Source organism: Acidovorax sp. 62 (genome assembly GCF_002754495.1).
Lineage (GTDB): Bacteria > Pseudomonadota > Gammaproteobacteria > Burkholderiales > Burkholderiaceae_C > Acidovorax.
The window spans coordinates 3661462-3673880 of sequence record NZ_PEFJ01000001.1 but is presented as its reverse complement, the minus strand read 5'-3'; the positions used below and the strand labels follow the sequence as shown (position 1 = coordinate 3673880).

Genomic DNA, 12419 nt, shown 5'->3' with positions numbered 1-12419 from the left:
AATAAATAGCTTTTTGCGCTTGATAAATAAGCGCTGCGGCCTGCTTTTGTATGGGTTTTAGGACATCCTTCACACCTTCACCGAGGCCCCCGTGGCATAGAACTGCCCGCCCGCCACGTAGTGCAGCGTGCGCAGGCTGTCGGGGGCGGAGTCAAACTCCCAGTGCCCGTTGCGGAACACGCGCTCGTCCGCCCAAGCGCCCACCACTTCGCCAATGAACAGGTCATAGGCCTGCTGGTTGTGCGGCTCAGGGATCACGCGGCACACCAGCCAGGCGGCGCAGCCTTGCACCAGGGGTGGGGCGTTGTCTGCGGCGATCTGGGCGGCGATGTTCGGCAGCGCAGGTGCGTCAAACAGCGGCACGGCGTGGCGCTCAAGCTTGTCGGGGTGGGTGTGGGCGCTGTCGGTGCCCACGGCTTCGGTCAGCGCGGCCATGGGTACGGTGGGCAGTTGCAGGGCAAAGTGGCCGCTGGCCTCGACCAGTTCGCGGGTGCGGGTGGCTTTGTCGAGCACCACGGTGACCTTGGGCGGGGCAAAGTCCAGCGCGCAGGCCCAGGCGGCGGCCATCACGTTGCGCTGGCCCGCGTGCGCAGCCGACACCAGCACGGTGGGCCCGTGGTTGAGCAGCCGGTAGGCTTTGTCGAGCGGCACGGGGGTGAAGTGGGTGGGGGCTGTGGAGGCTGCGGAGGAAGGTGTCGTCATGGTGTGCGCTGTCGCGGTGGTTTCAGGGCGGGGCTGAGAGCCTGTTTACGATCCCCTGCGAGATCGTAAACAGGCGCTTGGGCCAGGATGGCGGCTGCGGGTACGATCCGCGCAACCTTTGCCCGCTATTGGGCGCCCCCTTTGGAGATCAAAACAATGTTCAGTCACGTGATGCTGGGTGTGAATGACCTGGAAGTGTCCAAGAAGTTTTACGACGCCGTCCTCGGCACCCTGGGCGTGCCACCCGGTGTGGCCAACAAGAATCGCTACTTTTACCGCAGCCCCACGGGCACGTTCTGCATCTCTACCCCCATCAATGGCGAGACCGCCACGCATGGCAATGGCGGCACCACCGGCTTTTTGGCCACATCGCCCGAGCAGGCCGATGCCTGGCATGCCGCAGGCGTGGCCAGCGGTGGTGTGACTTGCGAAGACCCACCCGGCTATCGCGAAGGCCCCAGCGGCAAGCTGTATCTGGCCTACCTGCGTGACCCCACCGGCAACAAGCTGTGCGTGCTGCACCGGCCCGCTGCTTGATTGGTTTGCTCTATTTTTAAGAGCTTCTGGCGCTTGATTGGTAAGCGCTAGAGGCTCTTTTTGTTTTGAATGATGGGACGGCTGCGGATGCAATCTGCCAGTGCAACGAGGTTTGACGAGGCGTACTACCAGCGCTTTTACTTTGACAAGAAAACCAGCGTGGTAGACCCGGCCCACACCGAGCGGCTGGGTGCGTTTGTGTGCAGCTATCTGCAGTACCTGCGCGTGCCGGTGCTGCGCGTGCTGGATGTGGGCTGCGGCATTGGCCTGTGGCGTGACGTGGTGGCGCGGCATTTCCCCACCGCGCAGTTCCATGGCGTGGAGTTCAGCAGCTACCTGTGCGAGCGTTTTGGGTGGGAGCGTGGATCGGTGGTGGACTACCGCGCCCACGACCCGGCCGAGCCGTTTGACTTGGTGATTTGCCAGGGTGTGCTGCCCTACCTGAACGAGGCCGATGCGAAAAAAGCCCTGCGCAACCTGGCCCGCCTGAGCCGAGGCGCGCTCTACATCGAAGCCGTGGCCCGCGAGGACTGGGAAGACGACGTGGTGGACGAGCAGGTGACCGACCCGCGCATGCACAAGCACCCCGCCAGCCTGTACCGCCGCACGCTGGCCGAAGGCTTCACCGAACTGGGCGGCGGGGTGTGGCTGAGCGAGCACGCCGAGGTGCCCCTGTTTGCTTTGGAGAAGGCGGGGCGGCGCTGATGCCGTTGCCACCCCTCGCCCCGCAGGCGCCTGGCGGCCCCCAAGCGCCCACGGCTTCCCCTGCGCGCCCTGAATCCCCGTCGCCCCATGCCGTGGCCCGCCTGCGCACGGCGCGGCTGGCGCGCAGCGCCAAGCCCTTTTTGGCGCGCGGCGGCCCGCGTGGCGAGCGCTGCCCTGGCTGCCGCCTGGTGCCCAGCCACTGCCTGTGCGGCGTGTGCCCTGTGGTGCCCACGCGCGCCGGGGTGTGCCTGCTCATGGCAGACATCGAGCCCCTCAAGCCCAGCAACACCGGCTGGCTGATTGCCGATGTGGTGCCCGACACCTTTGCCTTTGGCTGGGCGCGCACCGAGGTGGACCCTGCCCTGCTGGCCTTGCTGGCCGACCCGCAGTGGCAGCCTTACGTGGTCTTCCCTGGCGAGTTCGTGGCGCCTGAGCGGGTGGTGACCGAGGTGGCCTTGCCCCCTGAAGGCGCCACCGACAGCAAACGCCCGCTGTTCATCCTGCTCGATGCCACCTGGCCCGAGGCGCGCAAGATGTTCCGCAAAAGCCCGTACATTGACCGCTTTCCGGTGCTGAGCCTGCAGCCCGAGCAGATCTCGCGCTACCAGCTGCGCCGCTCGCGCCGGGAGGACCACTTCTGCACCTCGGAAGTGGCAGGCCTGTGCCTGGACCTGGCGGGCGAGCCGCTGGCCGCGCAGGCGCTGCAGGCCTACCTGGACGTGTTCACCCACCACTACCTGCAGGCCAAGCACCAGCTGCCGCCCGACTGGCAGGGGCCTGAGCACCAGCGGTTGCGCGATGTGACCGCTGGCGGCTGAGGGGCTTGCGCGCCGGGCGCAAAATGCACCGATGAAAGCACCCCCCCGCCTGCAGTCCCTCATCGAGGAAGGCCTGATCGACACCGTGGTTCGGCAACTCATGAGCGGCAAGGAGGCCATGGTCTTTGTGGTGCGCTGCGGTGATGAAACGCGCTGCGCCAAGATCTACAAAGAAGCCACCCACCGCAGCTTTCGCCAAGCCGTCGATTACACCGAGAACCGCAAGGTCAAGAACTCGCGCTCGGCCCGCGCCATGGCCAAGGGCAGCAAGTTTGGCCGGCAAGAGCAAGAGGCCGCCTGGCAGAGCGCCGAGGTCGATGCGCTGTACCGCCTGGCCGCTGCGGGCGTGCGCGTGCCGCAGCCCTACAACTTTCACGACGGCGTGCTGCTGATGGAGCTGGTGACCGACGCTCACGGCGACGCGGCCCCGCGCCTGAACGATGTGCGCTTTACGCCCGAAGACGCGCGCACCCACCACGCCACGCTGGTGGCCGAGGTGGTGCGCATGCTGTGTGCGGGTGTGGTGCACGGCGATTTGTCGGAGTTCAACATCCTGCTGGCGCACCTGCCCGGCGACGACGGCCAGCCCGCGGCGGACGGCCCCGTCATCATCGACCTGCCCCAGGCCGTGGACGCTGCGGGCAACAACCACGCCCAGCGCATGCTGCTGCGCGACGTGGCCAACCTGCGCGATTTCTTTGGCCAGTTCGCCCCCGAGCTGCGCACCACCCAATACGGCCCTGAAATCTGGAGCCTGTACCAAAGCGGCCTGCTGACCAACGAGACCCCGCTGAGCGGCGTGTATGCCCCCGACCACGTGGATGTGGACATGCAAGCTGTGCTGCGCGAGATCGACGACGCACGCGACGAAGACGCGGCGCGCAGGCTGCGCATGGCGGCGGGCTGACGGTTTCCCGACCGCGTGGTGCTGCGCAACGCGCGCATGGCGAAGGTGCTGGGGCCGCGAGATTGCTCCTGATTTGATAGCTGCTTGCGCTTTTGTATTAAGCGCTAGAGTCCAATTTGGCTTGTCAACGGTGCGCCCCGCTGTGTTCATGTGCGCACGGGTGCCTTACAGTAGCCGCCCTGCAGCACGCAATCCCACCCCACACCCCGGCCCCCGAGGGCTGCCCCCACATGACCAAAGAACTAGCCCGCCAACGCGAACTCAACCCCATGACCCTGTGCGAGCCCTGCCAGGGCATCCAGCGCAACTGGCGCAAGGCCCCGGGCCACGCCGAGCTGGTGCAGCGCGGCAACCGCAAGGAAGACCGCGAGCAAGGCTCGGTCACCATCACCCGCTATGTGTGCGACCGCTGCGGCACCGCCTGGGAATATGAAAACGACAAGTCCAACCAGAAGGCTGGCTGGTCGGTGGTGGGGCGCTGAGCGCTGCCCTGCCGCCGCAGCAGGCCGTGCTGCTGCAAAAGTGAACTGATTCACGCTGCGCAGGCCTCGCGCGGTCCTATGCTCTGGCTCGGCAAAAAATTAATGCCCCGGACCGTCTTGCGCGGCGCCGGGGCGTTGTGTTTGAGGGCGCTTGATGGCAGGGCCATCACTGCGCTATTCCTCACGGTTCAGCGCGACTCCCAATCGCCATCGTTTGAGGCGTCGCGGCTGGGCGTGGGCGTACGGCGGCGGGGGCTGGGTGCTTGGCTGTGGCCTTGTGCGTAGCGGCTGGCTTGCGAGGTGTGTGCAAGGCTGGTGCGAGTGGCTGGGACTGCAGCACTTGTGGGCGCAGCGGTACGTGCAGCGCTGGGGTGCCGTCATGCATGCCGTCACCTGCCAGGCTGAAGACCGCCACCGATGTCACCAGCGCGTGGGCTTGCTGGTTCAGGCTGCTGGCGGCTGCGGCCATTTGTTCGACCAGTGCGGCGTTTTGCTGGGTGGCCTGGTCCAGCTGGGCCACGGCCCCGCCGATGTGGCTGATGCCGGTGGTCTGCTCGCGCGTGGCGGCGCTGATCTCGCCGATCAGGTCGGCCACGCGGCTGACCTCGCCCACGATCTCGGTCATGGCCGAGCCTGCGGTGTTGACCAGGGTGGAGCCCGCTTCCACCTTCTGCACGCTGGCCTCGATGAGGGTTTTGATCTCTTTGGCGGCCTGCGCGCTGCGCTGGGCCAGCGTGCGCACCTCGCCTGCCACCACGGCAAAACCCCGGCCTTGCTCACCGGCGCGGGCGGCTTCCACGGCAGCGTTCAGCGCCAGGATGTTGGTCTGGAAGGCAATGCCATCGATCACGCTGATGATGTCGGCGATCTTGCGCGAGCTGGTGGTGATGTCGTCCATGGTGGTGACGACCTGGCCCACCACGGTGCCGCCGTGCTCTGCGGCCGAGCGGGCGGCTGATGCCAGCTGGCTGGCCTGGTGCGCGGTGTCAGAGTTCTGTTTGACGGTGGCCGTCATCTCTTCCATCGACGAGGCGCTTTGCTGCAGGTTGCTGGCCTGTTGTTCGGTGCGGTGCGACAGGTCGGTGTTGCCCGTGGCAATCTCTTGCGAGCCCGCTTCGATGGAAGTGGCCGATACGCGCACGCTGCTCACGATGCTGGCCAGGGCCGCCTGCATCTCGCCCAGCGAAGCCAGCACACTGCTGGCGGGCGCGGTGGCGCTGCCCGGCACGGGGCCCAGATTGCCCGATGCCACGCGCTTGGCTGCGGCGCTTAGCTCCAGCGGGTCAGCCCCCAGCGATCGCATCAGGCTGCGGTTGATCAGCGTGGCCAGCGCCAGGGCGGCCAGCACGGCGGCGATGGCGGCCAGGATGAGCGTGAGGCGCTTGGTGCTGAACTTGTCTGCCGCCTTCTGGATTTCCTTGTCGCCCGATGTGGCGATGAACTTGGTGTATTCCGACGTGGTGCCGATGAGCTGCTTGAGCAGCGGCTGGCACTCGGCGTTCATCTTGGCCGTGGCCTCGTCCTTCTTGCCTGCCAGGGCCATGCCCACAATGTCCAGCGCCACGGGGCCGTATTTGGCTTCGATGGTTTCGAGCTTCTGGAACAGTTCGCGCTCTTGCGCCTGGGCTTCCTTGGAATCGGCCAGGGCCTTCTTCAGTAAGGCCAGGCGCTCTTGCACGCGCTCGTGGGCGGCCTTCACGGCCACGGTTTCTGCGCTGATGTCTTCGGGGCTGTTCAGCAAGATCAGGTTGCGTGCCGCAATGGCGCGGGCGCTGGCGGCCGCCCGCACGTCGCGGGCCAGCCCGCCACGGCTGAATTCGTCGCTGACAAAGTCCTGGAATTCGCGCTGGGATTCGCTGAGGCTGTGCACTGACAGGATGGACACCCCGATCAAGATGGCGATGAGCACCGAAAATGCGATCGTCAGTTTTTGGGTAATGGTTTGGTTGTGGAAGTTCATGGCCTGCGGGTCACCCGCGTGTAGCGGTGGGAAGGGGTGTCATTGCTTTTGACAATTAATTGACGTTTGCCTGTTTTGCATGCAAATGATGCAATTTGTGGTTGTTTTTACCGGCGTGCGCAGTATGCGGTGGTCATCGCCCATAGGGTGTAGGACGCCGCAGACATCAGAGCGCCACGCAGGGGTATCGGGCGGCGCCGTCTGCGCAGACCGTTTTGAGGGCCCGAATTTTTGGGCGTTGCGGGCGGTGGCGCCCATGCAACCTTGCGGCCAGAGGGTGCTCAGACCCTGGGTGCGTTGGCCTGCCCCGGGGCCCGCGCCCTCTCTTTTTTCTGAACAGGTGGCCCAGCCCATGCATCGCCGATCCCTTTTGAACCACTTGACCGCCGCCTGCGCACTGGCCAGCCTGCCAGGCCTGGCCCAGGCCCTGCCGCGCTGGACGGTGTCGCTGGACCAACTGCAAGAGCGCGTGGCCCAGCGCTTTCCCCTGCGCTACCCGGTGCAGGGCATGCTCGATTTGACCGTGCACACGCCCCAACTGGCCCCGCTGCCTGCTGCCAACCGCCTGAGCGCCGCCATGGCCGTGGACGCCGCAGGCCAAGCCCTGCGCCGCGCCCACAGCGGGCAGCTGGTGGTGGAGTTTGCGCTGCGCTACGAGCCCAGCGACCGCACCGTGCGCGCCCACCAGCTGCGGCTGGCGCGGCTGCAGTTCCCCACCCTGCAGCCTGCGGTGGTCGATCTTCTCAATGTCTACGGCCCCGCGCTGGCCCAGCAGTCTTTGATGGAAGTGGTGCTGCACCAGGTCAAACCGCAAGAGCTGGCGCTGCTGGACGGCCTGGGCCTGCAGCCGGGCGCAATCACCGTGACGGACAGCGGGCTGGAAGTGGCATTTGTTCGCAGGCCCCCAGGGTGACCGAGGTGCCGTGCAGGGGGGGCGTGTTTGGACTATCCAGCCCATGCTGTTGTTTCACCTGGAGGGCCCCCAGGGGGGCCCTGCGCGGGGATTACTTTGTCTGGCGTGCGCGGGGCGTCCTCACCGGTTCTGCCTGAGCGAGACCCAGTTCCTGGGGCGTGAGGGCATACGCGGGATTGTTGGCCAGCATCTCCACGGCCAAGTCGATGAAGGCACGAACCCTTTCGGGCAGTGCTTTGCGGTTGCCGTAGTACACGTACAAACCCAGGTGCTGCGCTACATGCTGGGGCAACAGTGGCACCAAATGTCCGCTGCGCACCAGTGGGGCGGCCGTGGTTCCCACCAGTTGGCCCACTGCGTGGCCGCCCAGTACCGCCCGGGCCTCGACTTCGATGTCGTTGGTGCAGAACGCGGGCAGGATGTCACGAGCGACGATGTCATCGCCTACCTGGAATTCCCAGGGCATGGGCTTGCCGGTGGCAGCGTGGCGAAAGCCACTGCAACGGTGCAGGGCCAGATCAGCGATGCATGTGGGCGCTCCGTGGCGAGCGATGTACGCGGGCGAGGCGCAAACGATGAGTTGCAGGCTTAGCAGTCGCCGCGCCACAACGCCCCCTTCGGGCGGGTACCCCGAGCGAAAGCCCACGTCCACGCGGTCTTCCACCCAGTTGCCAATGCGGTCGTCCAACTGCACATCGGGCTCCACTTGCGGGTGACGGCGACAGAATTCGGTGATGACTGGCCAGACCACTTCCAGCAAGATGGAGCGCGGCGCCACGATGCGCAGTGGCCCGGCCATCGCTTCGCCCCCTCTGCGCGCGCCCTGTATGGCCTGTTGCAGCGTTGCCAGTCCCGGTTGTGCAGACGCCAGGAACTGCCGGCCCTCCTCGGTCAGGCTCAGGCTGCGCGTGGTGCGGTGAAACAGCCGCACCCCCAAATGGGACTCCAGTTGCCCCAGCAATTGGCTGGATGCCTGGGGCGTGATGCCTTGTGCGGCGGCTGCCTGACGCAGGCTGCCCATTTCGGCGGCCTTGGCAAAGTTGAAGATGGCACGCAGTTCGTTGATGGCCATGGGGTGTGATTGCCCAAGAGGGAGCGCAGTCGATGTGGATTAGCAACCATGAGTTGCCAATGAATCCTTGAATTATGGGCTATTCAAATGGCAATGCCGTCCCTAAAGTTCATCGCTGCGGGCGCGTTAAGACGCCCGTCCACCCCTGATGGGGCCTTTTCCACACCACCACTCACTCCTTCATTCGCCATGGCCGTTGCTACTCCTTCCTCCACACCCCATAACACCTCTTCCTACCCCCGCGTCTGGATGATCACCGGCGCCTCGCGCGGTATCGGTGCGCGCATCGCCGAGGCCGCGCTGGCCCAGGGCGACGCCGTTATCGCCACGTCGCGCGACGCCGCGTCGATCGAAAAGCACTTTGGCGGGCACGATGCCCTGTTGCCCCTGGCGCTGGACGTGACCGACGAGGCCCAGGCTCGCCATGTCGCAGGCGCGGCGCTCGACCGTTTCGGCCGCATCGACGTGCTGGTCAACAACGCGGGCTACGGCCTGCTGGGCGCGGTGGAAGAGGCCACCGCCGACGAGGTGCTGCGCCTGTACGACACCAATGTGTTTGGTCTGCTGCATGTGACCCGCGCCGTGCTGCCCGCCATGCGCGCGCGCCGCGCCGGGCATGTGGTCAACATCTCGTCGCTGGGCGGCGTGCAGTCGGCCGCCGGGTTTGGCCTGTACTGCTCCACCAAGTTCGCGGTCGAGGGCATCACCGAGGCGCTGCATGCCGAGCTGGCGCCGCTGGGCATTCACGCCACCGTGGTGGAGCCCGGGTACTTCCGCACCGAGTTCCTGGACAGCGCCTCGCTGGCCGTGTCGCCCCAGGTGCTGGACGACTACGCCCCGAGTGCCGGTGCCGTGCGCGAGGCCGCGCGTCGCATCAACCTGAACCAGCCCGGCGACCCCGTGCGCCTGGCCCAGGCCGTGATGCAGCTGGTGGCCAGCCCCCACCCGCCGCTGCGCCTGCCGCTGGGCACGGACACGCTGCAAACCATTGCCGACAAACATGCCTTTGTGGCGGAAGAGACGGCGCAGTGGCGCGCGGTGGCGGCGTCCACAGACTTCCCGGTGCAGGAGCCGGCGCTTCAGACGATGTGAGTCAATGCTCCTGTTTTAGTAGCTGGTAACGACCAGCCACCGCGCGGCATGGGCTGTTTTGGCCCCTATTTTTGGGCCTGGGTGCTGCGGGGGCTGCCGACGCTCACACCGGCCGTGCAAACTCCATCACCCAGTTCACCTCCCAGGTCGCGCCGCCGTCGTCCGAAAACGCCTGCTGCCAGCGCGGCGCGCCGGTGTGCATCTGCGACCACTGAAAGCGCACGCGCACCGGGCGACCCTCGAACAGCTCCTCGCCTTCAAACAGGCCCACGCCGTTCTGAAAACCACCCACCACGGGCGGCAGCAGCTGGCCGGTGGCAGGGTCCAGGCCGCCCGTGAGGTTGTCGAGCCAGTAGATGCTCCAGCGCTGCGATGCCGGGCAGTACACCCGCAGCGACATACCCACATAGCCCGGCTTCCACACGAGTGGCGTGAAGTCGTCGCAGTTGCCGATGCCCGCGGGCAGCGGGCGCGCGGTGCCCGTGGCGTCGAACACCTCCCAGTCGTGGCAGCCCGCCAGGCGACGCACCAAGCGCGTGTTGCGGATGCGCCAGGGGCCCATGAGGAAGTCGAAATCGTGTGCGGCGTGGGACCCGATGGTGGGCGTCGTATCGGTGACGGTGTCTTGCATGGTGTTCGGTGGTGGTGAGCGGTTCTCAGGCCGATGCCATGGCATCGTTGGGATGAACCCAGCCGGGCAGTGCGCGCAGCGAGTTCAGCCAGCGCGCCACGTGGGGGAAGTCTTCGGCGGCGAGGCCCGCCTCGGGCAGCCAGAAGAGATATGCCGAGCTGGCGAGGTCTGCGATGGTGGGGCCGGAGGGAACCAGGAACTCCGAGCTTGCGAGTGTTTCGTTCAACGTGGCCAGGTCTGCCATGGCACGTTCGCGCAGGTAGGCCAGAACCTCGGCGGTCTGTGGCACCCACCGCAGCGCAAAGCGCAGGTTGGGCACGCTGAAGCCGATGCGATTGGTCTCCCAGAAAAGCCATTCCAAGATGGCACTCCGCTCCGAGGGTGCGCCGCAGAAGGCGCTGGTGCGTTGAGCCAGATGCACCAGGATGGCGTTGGATTGGCAATAGGCGGCGCCGTCATCGATAAGCACTGGCACTTCGCCAAATTGACTGGCGGCCACGAAGTCTGCCGGGCGTTGGGCCCGGGGCGTATCCAGCGCGATGGGTTGGTAGCGGTGCGGGGTTTCAGTCAGCAAAAGCAGCGACCGAACCTTGTACGAATGGCCGGAACCTGCACTGCCATACAGCAGAAGGGAGGAAGGTGGGGTTGTCCGCATGGAGTGTCTTGTGCTCCGGTCAGGCATGCAGCGCCGAGCGCGCCGTGGGCTGTAACCGGTGGGTTTCGGGCGCGCGGGCCAGCCAGTGCGCGAGCGCCGGGGCTACCTCCCGCGCCCAGGCGCCACTGTCGGCAAAAGCCTGCGGCGCTGCCGCATCGCGAAACAGCGCCAGCCCCAGCAGCACATGCTCGCCTGTGCGCACGGGCAGGCGGGGAAAGGTGTTGGCGCTGGCTTCGGTGCAGTACCACGCCATGGCGCGTGCGCCGCCGCGCTGCAGCGTGGGCGCCATGCGATGGCGGCAAAAGTCCAGCAGCACCGGGGTGGCTGGCTCATGCAGATAGAAGACCGTGGCATCCAGCACACCTGCAGCGGTGTCTGTAGCGCCCGGTTCTGGCCGAGCGTGATGCGGCAGTGCGGACGCCGCACCGGGCCACGCAGGGCGAAGCAGCAGCACGTTGTCAGAATCGATCATCGTGGCGTTGGCCGCATGGCGGTGCGCGGCCCACACGGGCCCGCTGTAGAAGGCTGCCAGCGCACGGCGGCGCGTGTCCATGTCGGCAAAGCCGCGCAGCCAGACGAACAGGTCGGGTTGGTCTAGGTCTCGGAACTGGCCCAGCACGCGCATGCCGTGCGCTTCCTGGGTCTCGATGAACTCGCGGTCGAACAGGTCGATGAGCACGTCGCGCTGCTGCGGGTGCAGGGTGTACTGGCGCAGTTCGACGATGGGGCTGAGGTCGGTGGCGGGCATGCGGGCTCCTGAAAAGGTGTGGTGGCAACAAGGCAAAGACAAGCCTGCAGTGTGTGCAGCTATACCTGCCAACTCATGGCATGTATTTGCGCTATCTTTCGCTTTCTGCCTCTTGGCCCATCTTTCCCCCACCGTTGCCAGACCCCATGCGCGCCAGCCGTTTGTTGTCCCTCCAGATGCTGCTGGAAACGCGCGGCCGCATGAGTGCGCCAGCGCTGGCCGATGCGCTGGAGGTGTCGGTGCGTACGCTCTACCGCGACGTGGACCAGCTCAGCGCGGCCGGCGTGCCCATCTATGCCGAACGCGGGCGCCATGGCGGGTTTGCGCTGTTGCCGGGCTGGAAGACCACGCTCACTGGGCTCACGCCGTCCGAGGCGCAGGCCGTGTTCTTGAGCGGCCTGCCCGGCCCCGCGCAGGACCTGGGCCTGGGCGGCGATGTGGCGGGTGCGCGCCTGAAGTTGCTGGCCGCGCTACCCGCCGCCTGGCGCGAGGACGCCCAGCGCGTGAGTGCCCGCCTGCACCTGGACCCGGTGGACTGGTACCGCGAGAGCGACCCCACGCCACACCTGCCCACGGTGGCCGCAGCGGTGTGGAGCGGCCACCAGATCGCGATGCGTTACACCAGTTGGACGGACACCGTGGAGCTCACTGTGAGCCCGTTGGGCTTGGTGCTGAAGGCGGGCGTGTGGTACTTGGTGGCCATGCCCACGGGCGCGGACGAGCGCGCGCCTCGCACGTACCGGGTCTCGAACATCCTGGCGGCCACCGTGCAGGGCAAGTCGGCCAGACGCCCCGCGCGCTTTGATCTGCCCGCCTATTGGGCCGCGTCGATCCAGCGTTTTGAGTCGGGCCTGTACACGGGTGAGGCTGTGCTGCTGGCCACGCCCGCTGGCCTGCGGGGCCTGCGCGTCCTCAGCAGCGCCGTGGCGCGCGCAGTGGCCGCCGCGCCACCGTCCCGCCGCAAGGATGGCCGCACGGCCGTGACGATCCCCATCGAGTCGGTGGAGCATGCCTGCGGGCAGCTGATGCGACTGTCACCCCAGGTGGAGGTGCTGCGGCCCGCGGCATTGCGCCGCGCGCTGGTGGTGCGGGTGCAGGCCACGGCGCGGCTGTATGGGCTGGCGGCCGGATGAGGAACGGGCAATATCTGCTGCAAATTAAATAGCAGCAAGGGCATTGTTTGTGGGCGCTACCAGC

14 protein-coding genes are annotated in these 12419 nt (G+C 66.6%); 8 read left to right on the top strand and 6 right to left on the bottom strand.

Annotated features, from left to right (window positions below):
• Positions 1–69: 69 nt before the first annotated feature.
• Entirely contained in the window at positions 70–702 is a 633-nt protein-coding gene (locus CLU86_RS16555; RefSeq protein WP_099742369.1) for a flavin reductase family protein, read from the bottom strand.
• Between the two features lie 156 nt (positions 703–858).
• On the opposite strand from CLU86_RS16555, the gene CLU86_RS16550 reads away from it, so the two are divergent.
• The 5 genes from CLU86_RS16550 to CLU86_RS16530 all read left to right on the top strand — a co-directional run bounded on the left by CLU86_RS16550 (position 859) and on the right by CLU86_RS16530 (position 4151).
• Positions 859–1239 carry a VOC family protein gene (locus CLU86_RS16550; RefSeq protein WP_099657068.1) on the top strand — a complete coding sequence of 127 codons (381 nt, stop codon included), beginning with the start codon at positions 859–861 and terminating at the stop codon, positions 1237–1239.
• An 87-nt stretch (positions 1240–1326) separates the two neighbouring features.
• Positions 1327–1944 (top strand): class I SAM-dependent methyltransferase, encoded by a 618-nt coding sequence (locus CLU86_RS16545; protein ID WP_099742368.1) that lies wholly within the window; start codon positions 1327–1329, stop codon positions 1942–1944.
• Complete coding sequence (locus CLU86_RS16540; RefSeq protein ID WP_099743639.1) at positions 1944–2762, top strand: tRNA-uridine aminocarboxypropyltransferase; 819 nt, start codon at positions 1944–1946, stop codon at positions 2760–2762. Before CLU86_RS16545 ends, CLU86_RS16540 begins: the two co-directional genes overlap by 1 nt.
• Positions 2763–2793: 31 nt before the next feature.
• Positions 2794–3669 (top strand): PA4780 family RIO1-like protein kinase, encoded by an 876-nt coding sequence (locus CLU86_RS16535; RefSeq protein ID WP_099742367.1) that lies wholly within the window; start codon positions 2794–2796, stop codon positions 3667–3669.
• A gap of 230 nt (positions 3670–3899) precedes the next feature.
• Positions 3900–4151 carry a hypothetical protein gene (locus tag CLU86_RS16530; RefSeq protein ID WP_099657064.1) on the top strand — a complete coding sequence of 84 codons (252 nt, stop codon included), beginning with the start codon at positions 3900–3902 and terminating at the stop codon, positions 4149–4151.
• 181 nt (positions 4152–4332) lie between these two features.
• On the opposite strand, the gene CLU86_RS23245 is transcribed toward CLU86_RS16530, so the two are convergent.
• Entirely contained in the window at positions 4333–6111 is a 1779-nt protein-coding gene (locus CLU86_RS23245) for a methyl-accepting chemotaxis protein (protein WP_099742366.1), read from the bottom strand.
• 352 nt (positions 6112–6463) lie between these two features.
• Between CLU86_RS23245 and CLU86_RS16520 the strand changes: the two genes are divergently transcribed.
• Positions 6464–7024: a DUF1439 domain-containing protein gene (locus CLU86_RS16520; RefSeq protein WP_099742365.1), complete on the top strand. Its 561-nt coding sequence runs from the start codon at positions 6464–6466 to the stop codon at positions 7022–7024.
• 91 nt (positions 7025–7115) lie between these two features.
• On the opposite strand, the gene CLU86_RS16515 is transcribed toward CLU86_RS16520, so the two are convergent.
• Complete coding sequence (locus tag CLU86_RS16515; RefSeq protein WP_099742364.1) at positions 7116–8096, bottom strand: LysR family transcriptional regulator; 981 nt, start codon at positions 8094–8096, stop codon at positions 7116–7118.
• A gap of 189 nt (positions 8097–8285) precedes the next feature.
• Here CLU86_RS16515 and CLU86_RS16510 point away from each other — a divergent pair, with 189 nt between their 5' ends.
• Positions 8286–9188: an oxidoreductase gene (locus CLU86_RS16510; protein WP_099742363.1), complete on the top strand. Its 903-nt coding sequence runs from the start codon at positions 8286–8288 to the stop codon at positions 9186–9188.
• A gap of 103 nt (positions 9189–9291) precedes the next feature.
• Here the strand turns inward: CLU86_RS16510 and CLU86_RS16505 are convergent, their stop codons facing one another.
• Genes CLU86_RS16505 through CLU86_RS16495 form a run of 3 tightly spaced genes read right to left on the bottom strand, consistent with a single transcriptional unit; the run spans position 9292 to position 11222 of the window.
• Entirely contained in the window at positions 9292–9819 is a 528-nt protein-coding gene (locus CLU86_RS16505) for a hypothetical protein (protein ID WP_099742362.1), read from the bottom strand.
• A gap of 25 nt (positions 9820–9844) precedes the next feature.
• Positions 9845–10474 carry a glutathione S-transferase family protein gene (locus CLU86_RS16500; RefSeq protein WP_099742361.1) on the bottom strand — a complete coding sequence of 210 codons (630 nt, stop codon included), beginning with the start codon at positions 10472–10474 and terminating at the stop codon, positions 9845–9847.
• A gap of 19 nt (positions 10475–10493) precedes the next feature.
• Positions 10494–11222, bottom strand: a complete 729-nt coding sequence (locus CLU86_RS16495) for an NIPSNAP family protein (protein ID WP_099742360.1) — start codon at positions 11220–11222, stop codon at positions 10494–10496.
• 146 nt (positions 11223–11368) lie between these two features.
• On the opposite strand from CLU86_RS16495, the gene CLU86_RS16490 reads away from it, so the two are divergent.
• Positions 11369–12355 (top strand): YafY family protein, encoded by a 987-nt coding sequence (locus tag CLU86_RS16490; protein ID WP_099742359.1) that lies wholly within the window; start codon positions 11369–11371, stop codon positions 12353–12355.
• The last annotated feature ends 64 nt before the right edge of the window (positions 12356–12419 follow it).

Excerpts from the sequence above, each read along its gene's own strand:
- CLU86_RS16510 (WP_099742363.1), top strand. The coding sequence starts at position 8,286 with ATGGCCGTTGCTACTCCTTCCTCCACACCCCATAACACCTCTTCCTAC.
- CLU86_RS16520 (WP_099742365.1), top strand. The coding sequence starts at position 6,464 with ATGCATCGCCGATCCCTTTTGAACCACTTGACCGCCGCCTGCGCACTG.
- CLU86_RS16515 (WP_099742364.1), bottom strand. The coding sequence starts at position 8,096 with ATGGCCATCAACGAACTGCGTGCCATCTTCAACTTTGCCAAGGCCGCC.
- CLU86_RS16505 (WP_099742362.1), bottom strand. The coding sequence starts at position 9,819 with ATGCAAGACACCGTCACCGATACGACGCCCACCATCGGGTCCCACGCC.
- CLU86_RS16535 (WP_099742367.1), top strand. The coding sequence starts at position 2,794 with ATGAAAGCACCCCCCCGCCTGCAGTCCCTCATCGAGGAAGGCCTGATC.
- CLU86_RS16550 (WP_099657068.1), top strand. The coding sequence starts at position 859 with ATGTTCAGTCACGTGATGCTGGGTGTGAATGACCTGGAAGTGTCCAAG.
- CLU86_RS16500 (WP_099742361.1), bottom strand. The coding sequence starts at position 10,474 with ATGCGGACAACCCCACCTTCCTCCCTTCTGCTGTATGGCAGTGCAGGT.
- CLU86_RS23245 (WP_099742366.1), bottom strand. The coding sequence starts at position 6,111 with ATGAACTTCCACAACCAAACCATTACCCAAAAACTGACGATCGCATTT.
- CLU86_RS16540 (WP_099743639.1), top strand. The coding sequence starts at position 1,944 with ATGCCGTTGCCACCCCTCGCCCCGCAGGCGCCTGGCGGCCCCCAAGCG.
- CLU86_RS16530 (WP_099657064.1), top strand. The coding sequence starts at position 3,900 with ATGACCAAAGAACTAGCCCGCCAACGCGAACTCAACCCCATGACCCTG.
- CLU86_RS16490 (WP_099742359.1), top strand. The coding sequence starts at position 11,369 with ATGCGCGCCAGCCGTTTGTTGTCCCTCCAGATGCTGCTGGAAACGCGC.
- CLU86_RS16495 (WP_099742360.1), bottom strand. The coding sequence starts at position 11,222 with ATGCCCGCCACCGACCTCAGCCCCATCGTCGAACTGCGCCAGTACACC.
- CLU86_RS16545 (WP_099742368.1), top strand. The coding sequence starts at position 1,327 with ATGCAATCTGCCAGTGCAACGAGGTTTGACGAGGCGTACTACCAGCGC.
- CLU86_RS16555 (WP_099742369.1), bottom strand. The coding sequence starts at position 702 with ATGACGACACCTTCCTCCGCAGCCTCCACAGCCCCCACCCACTTCACC.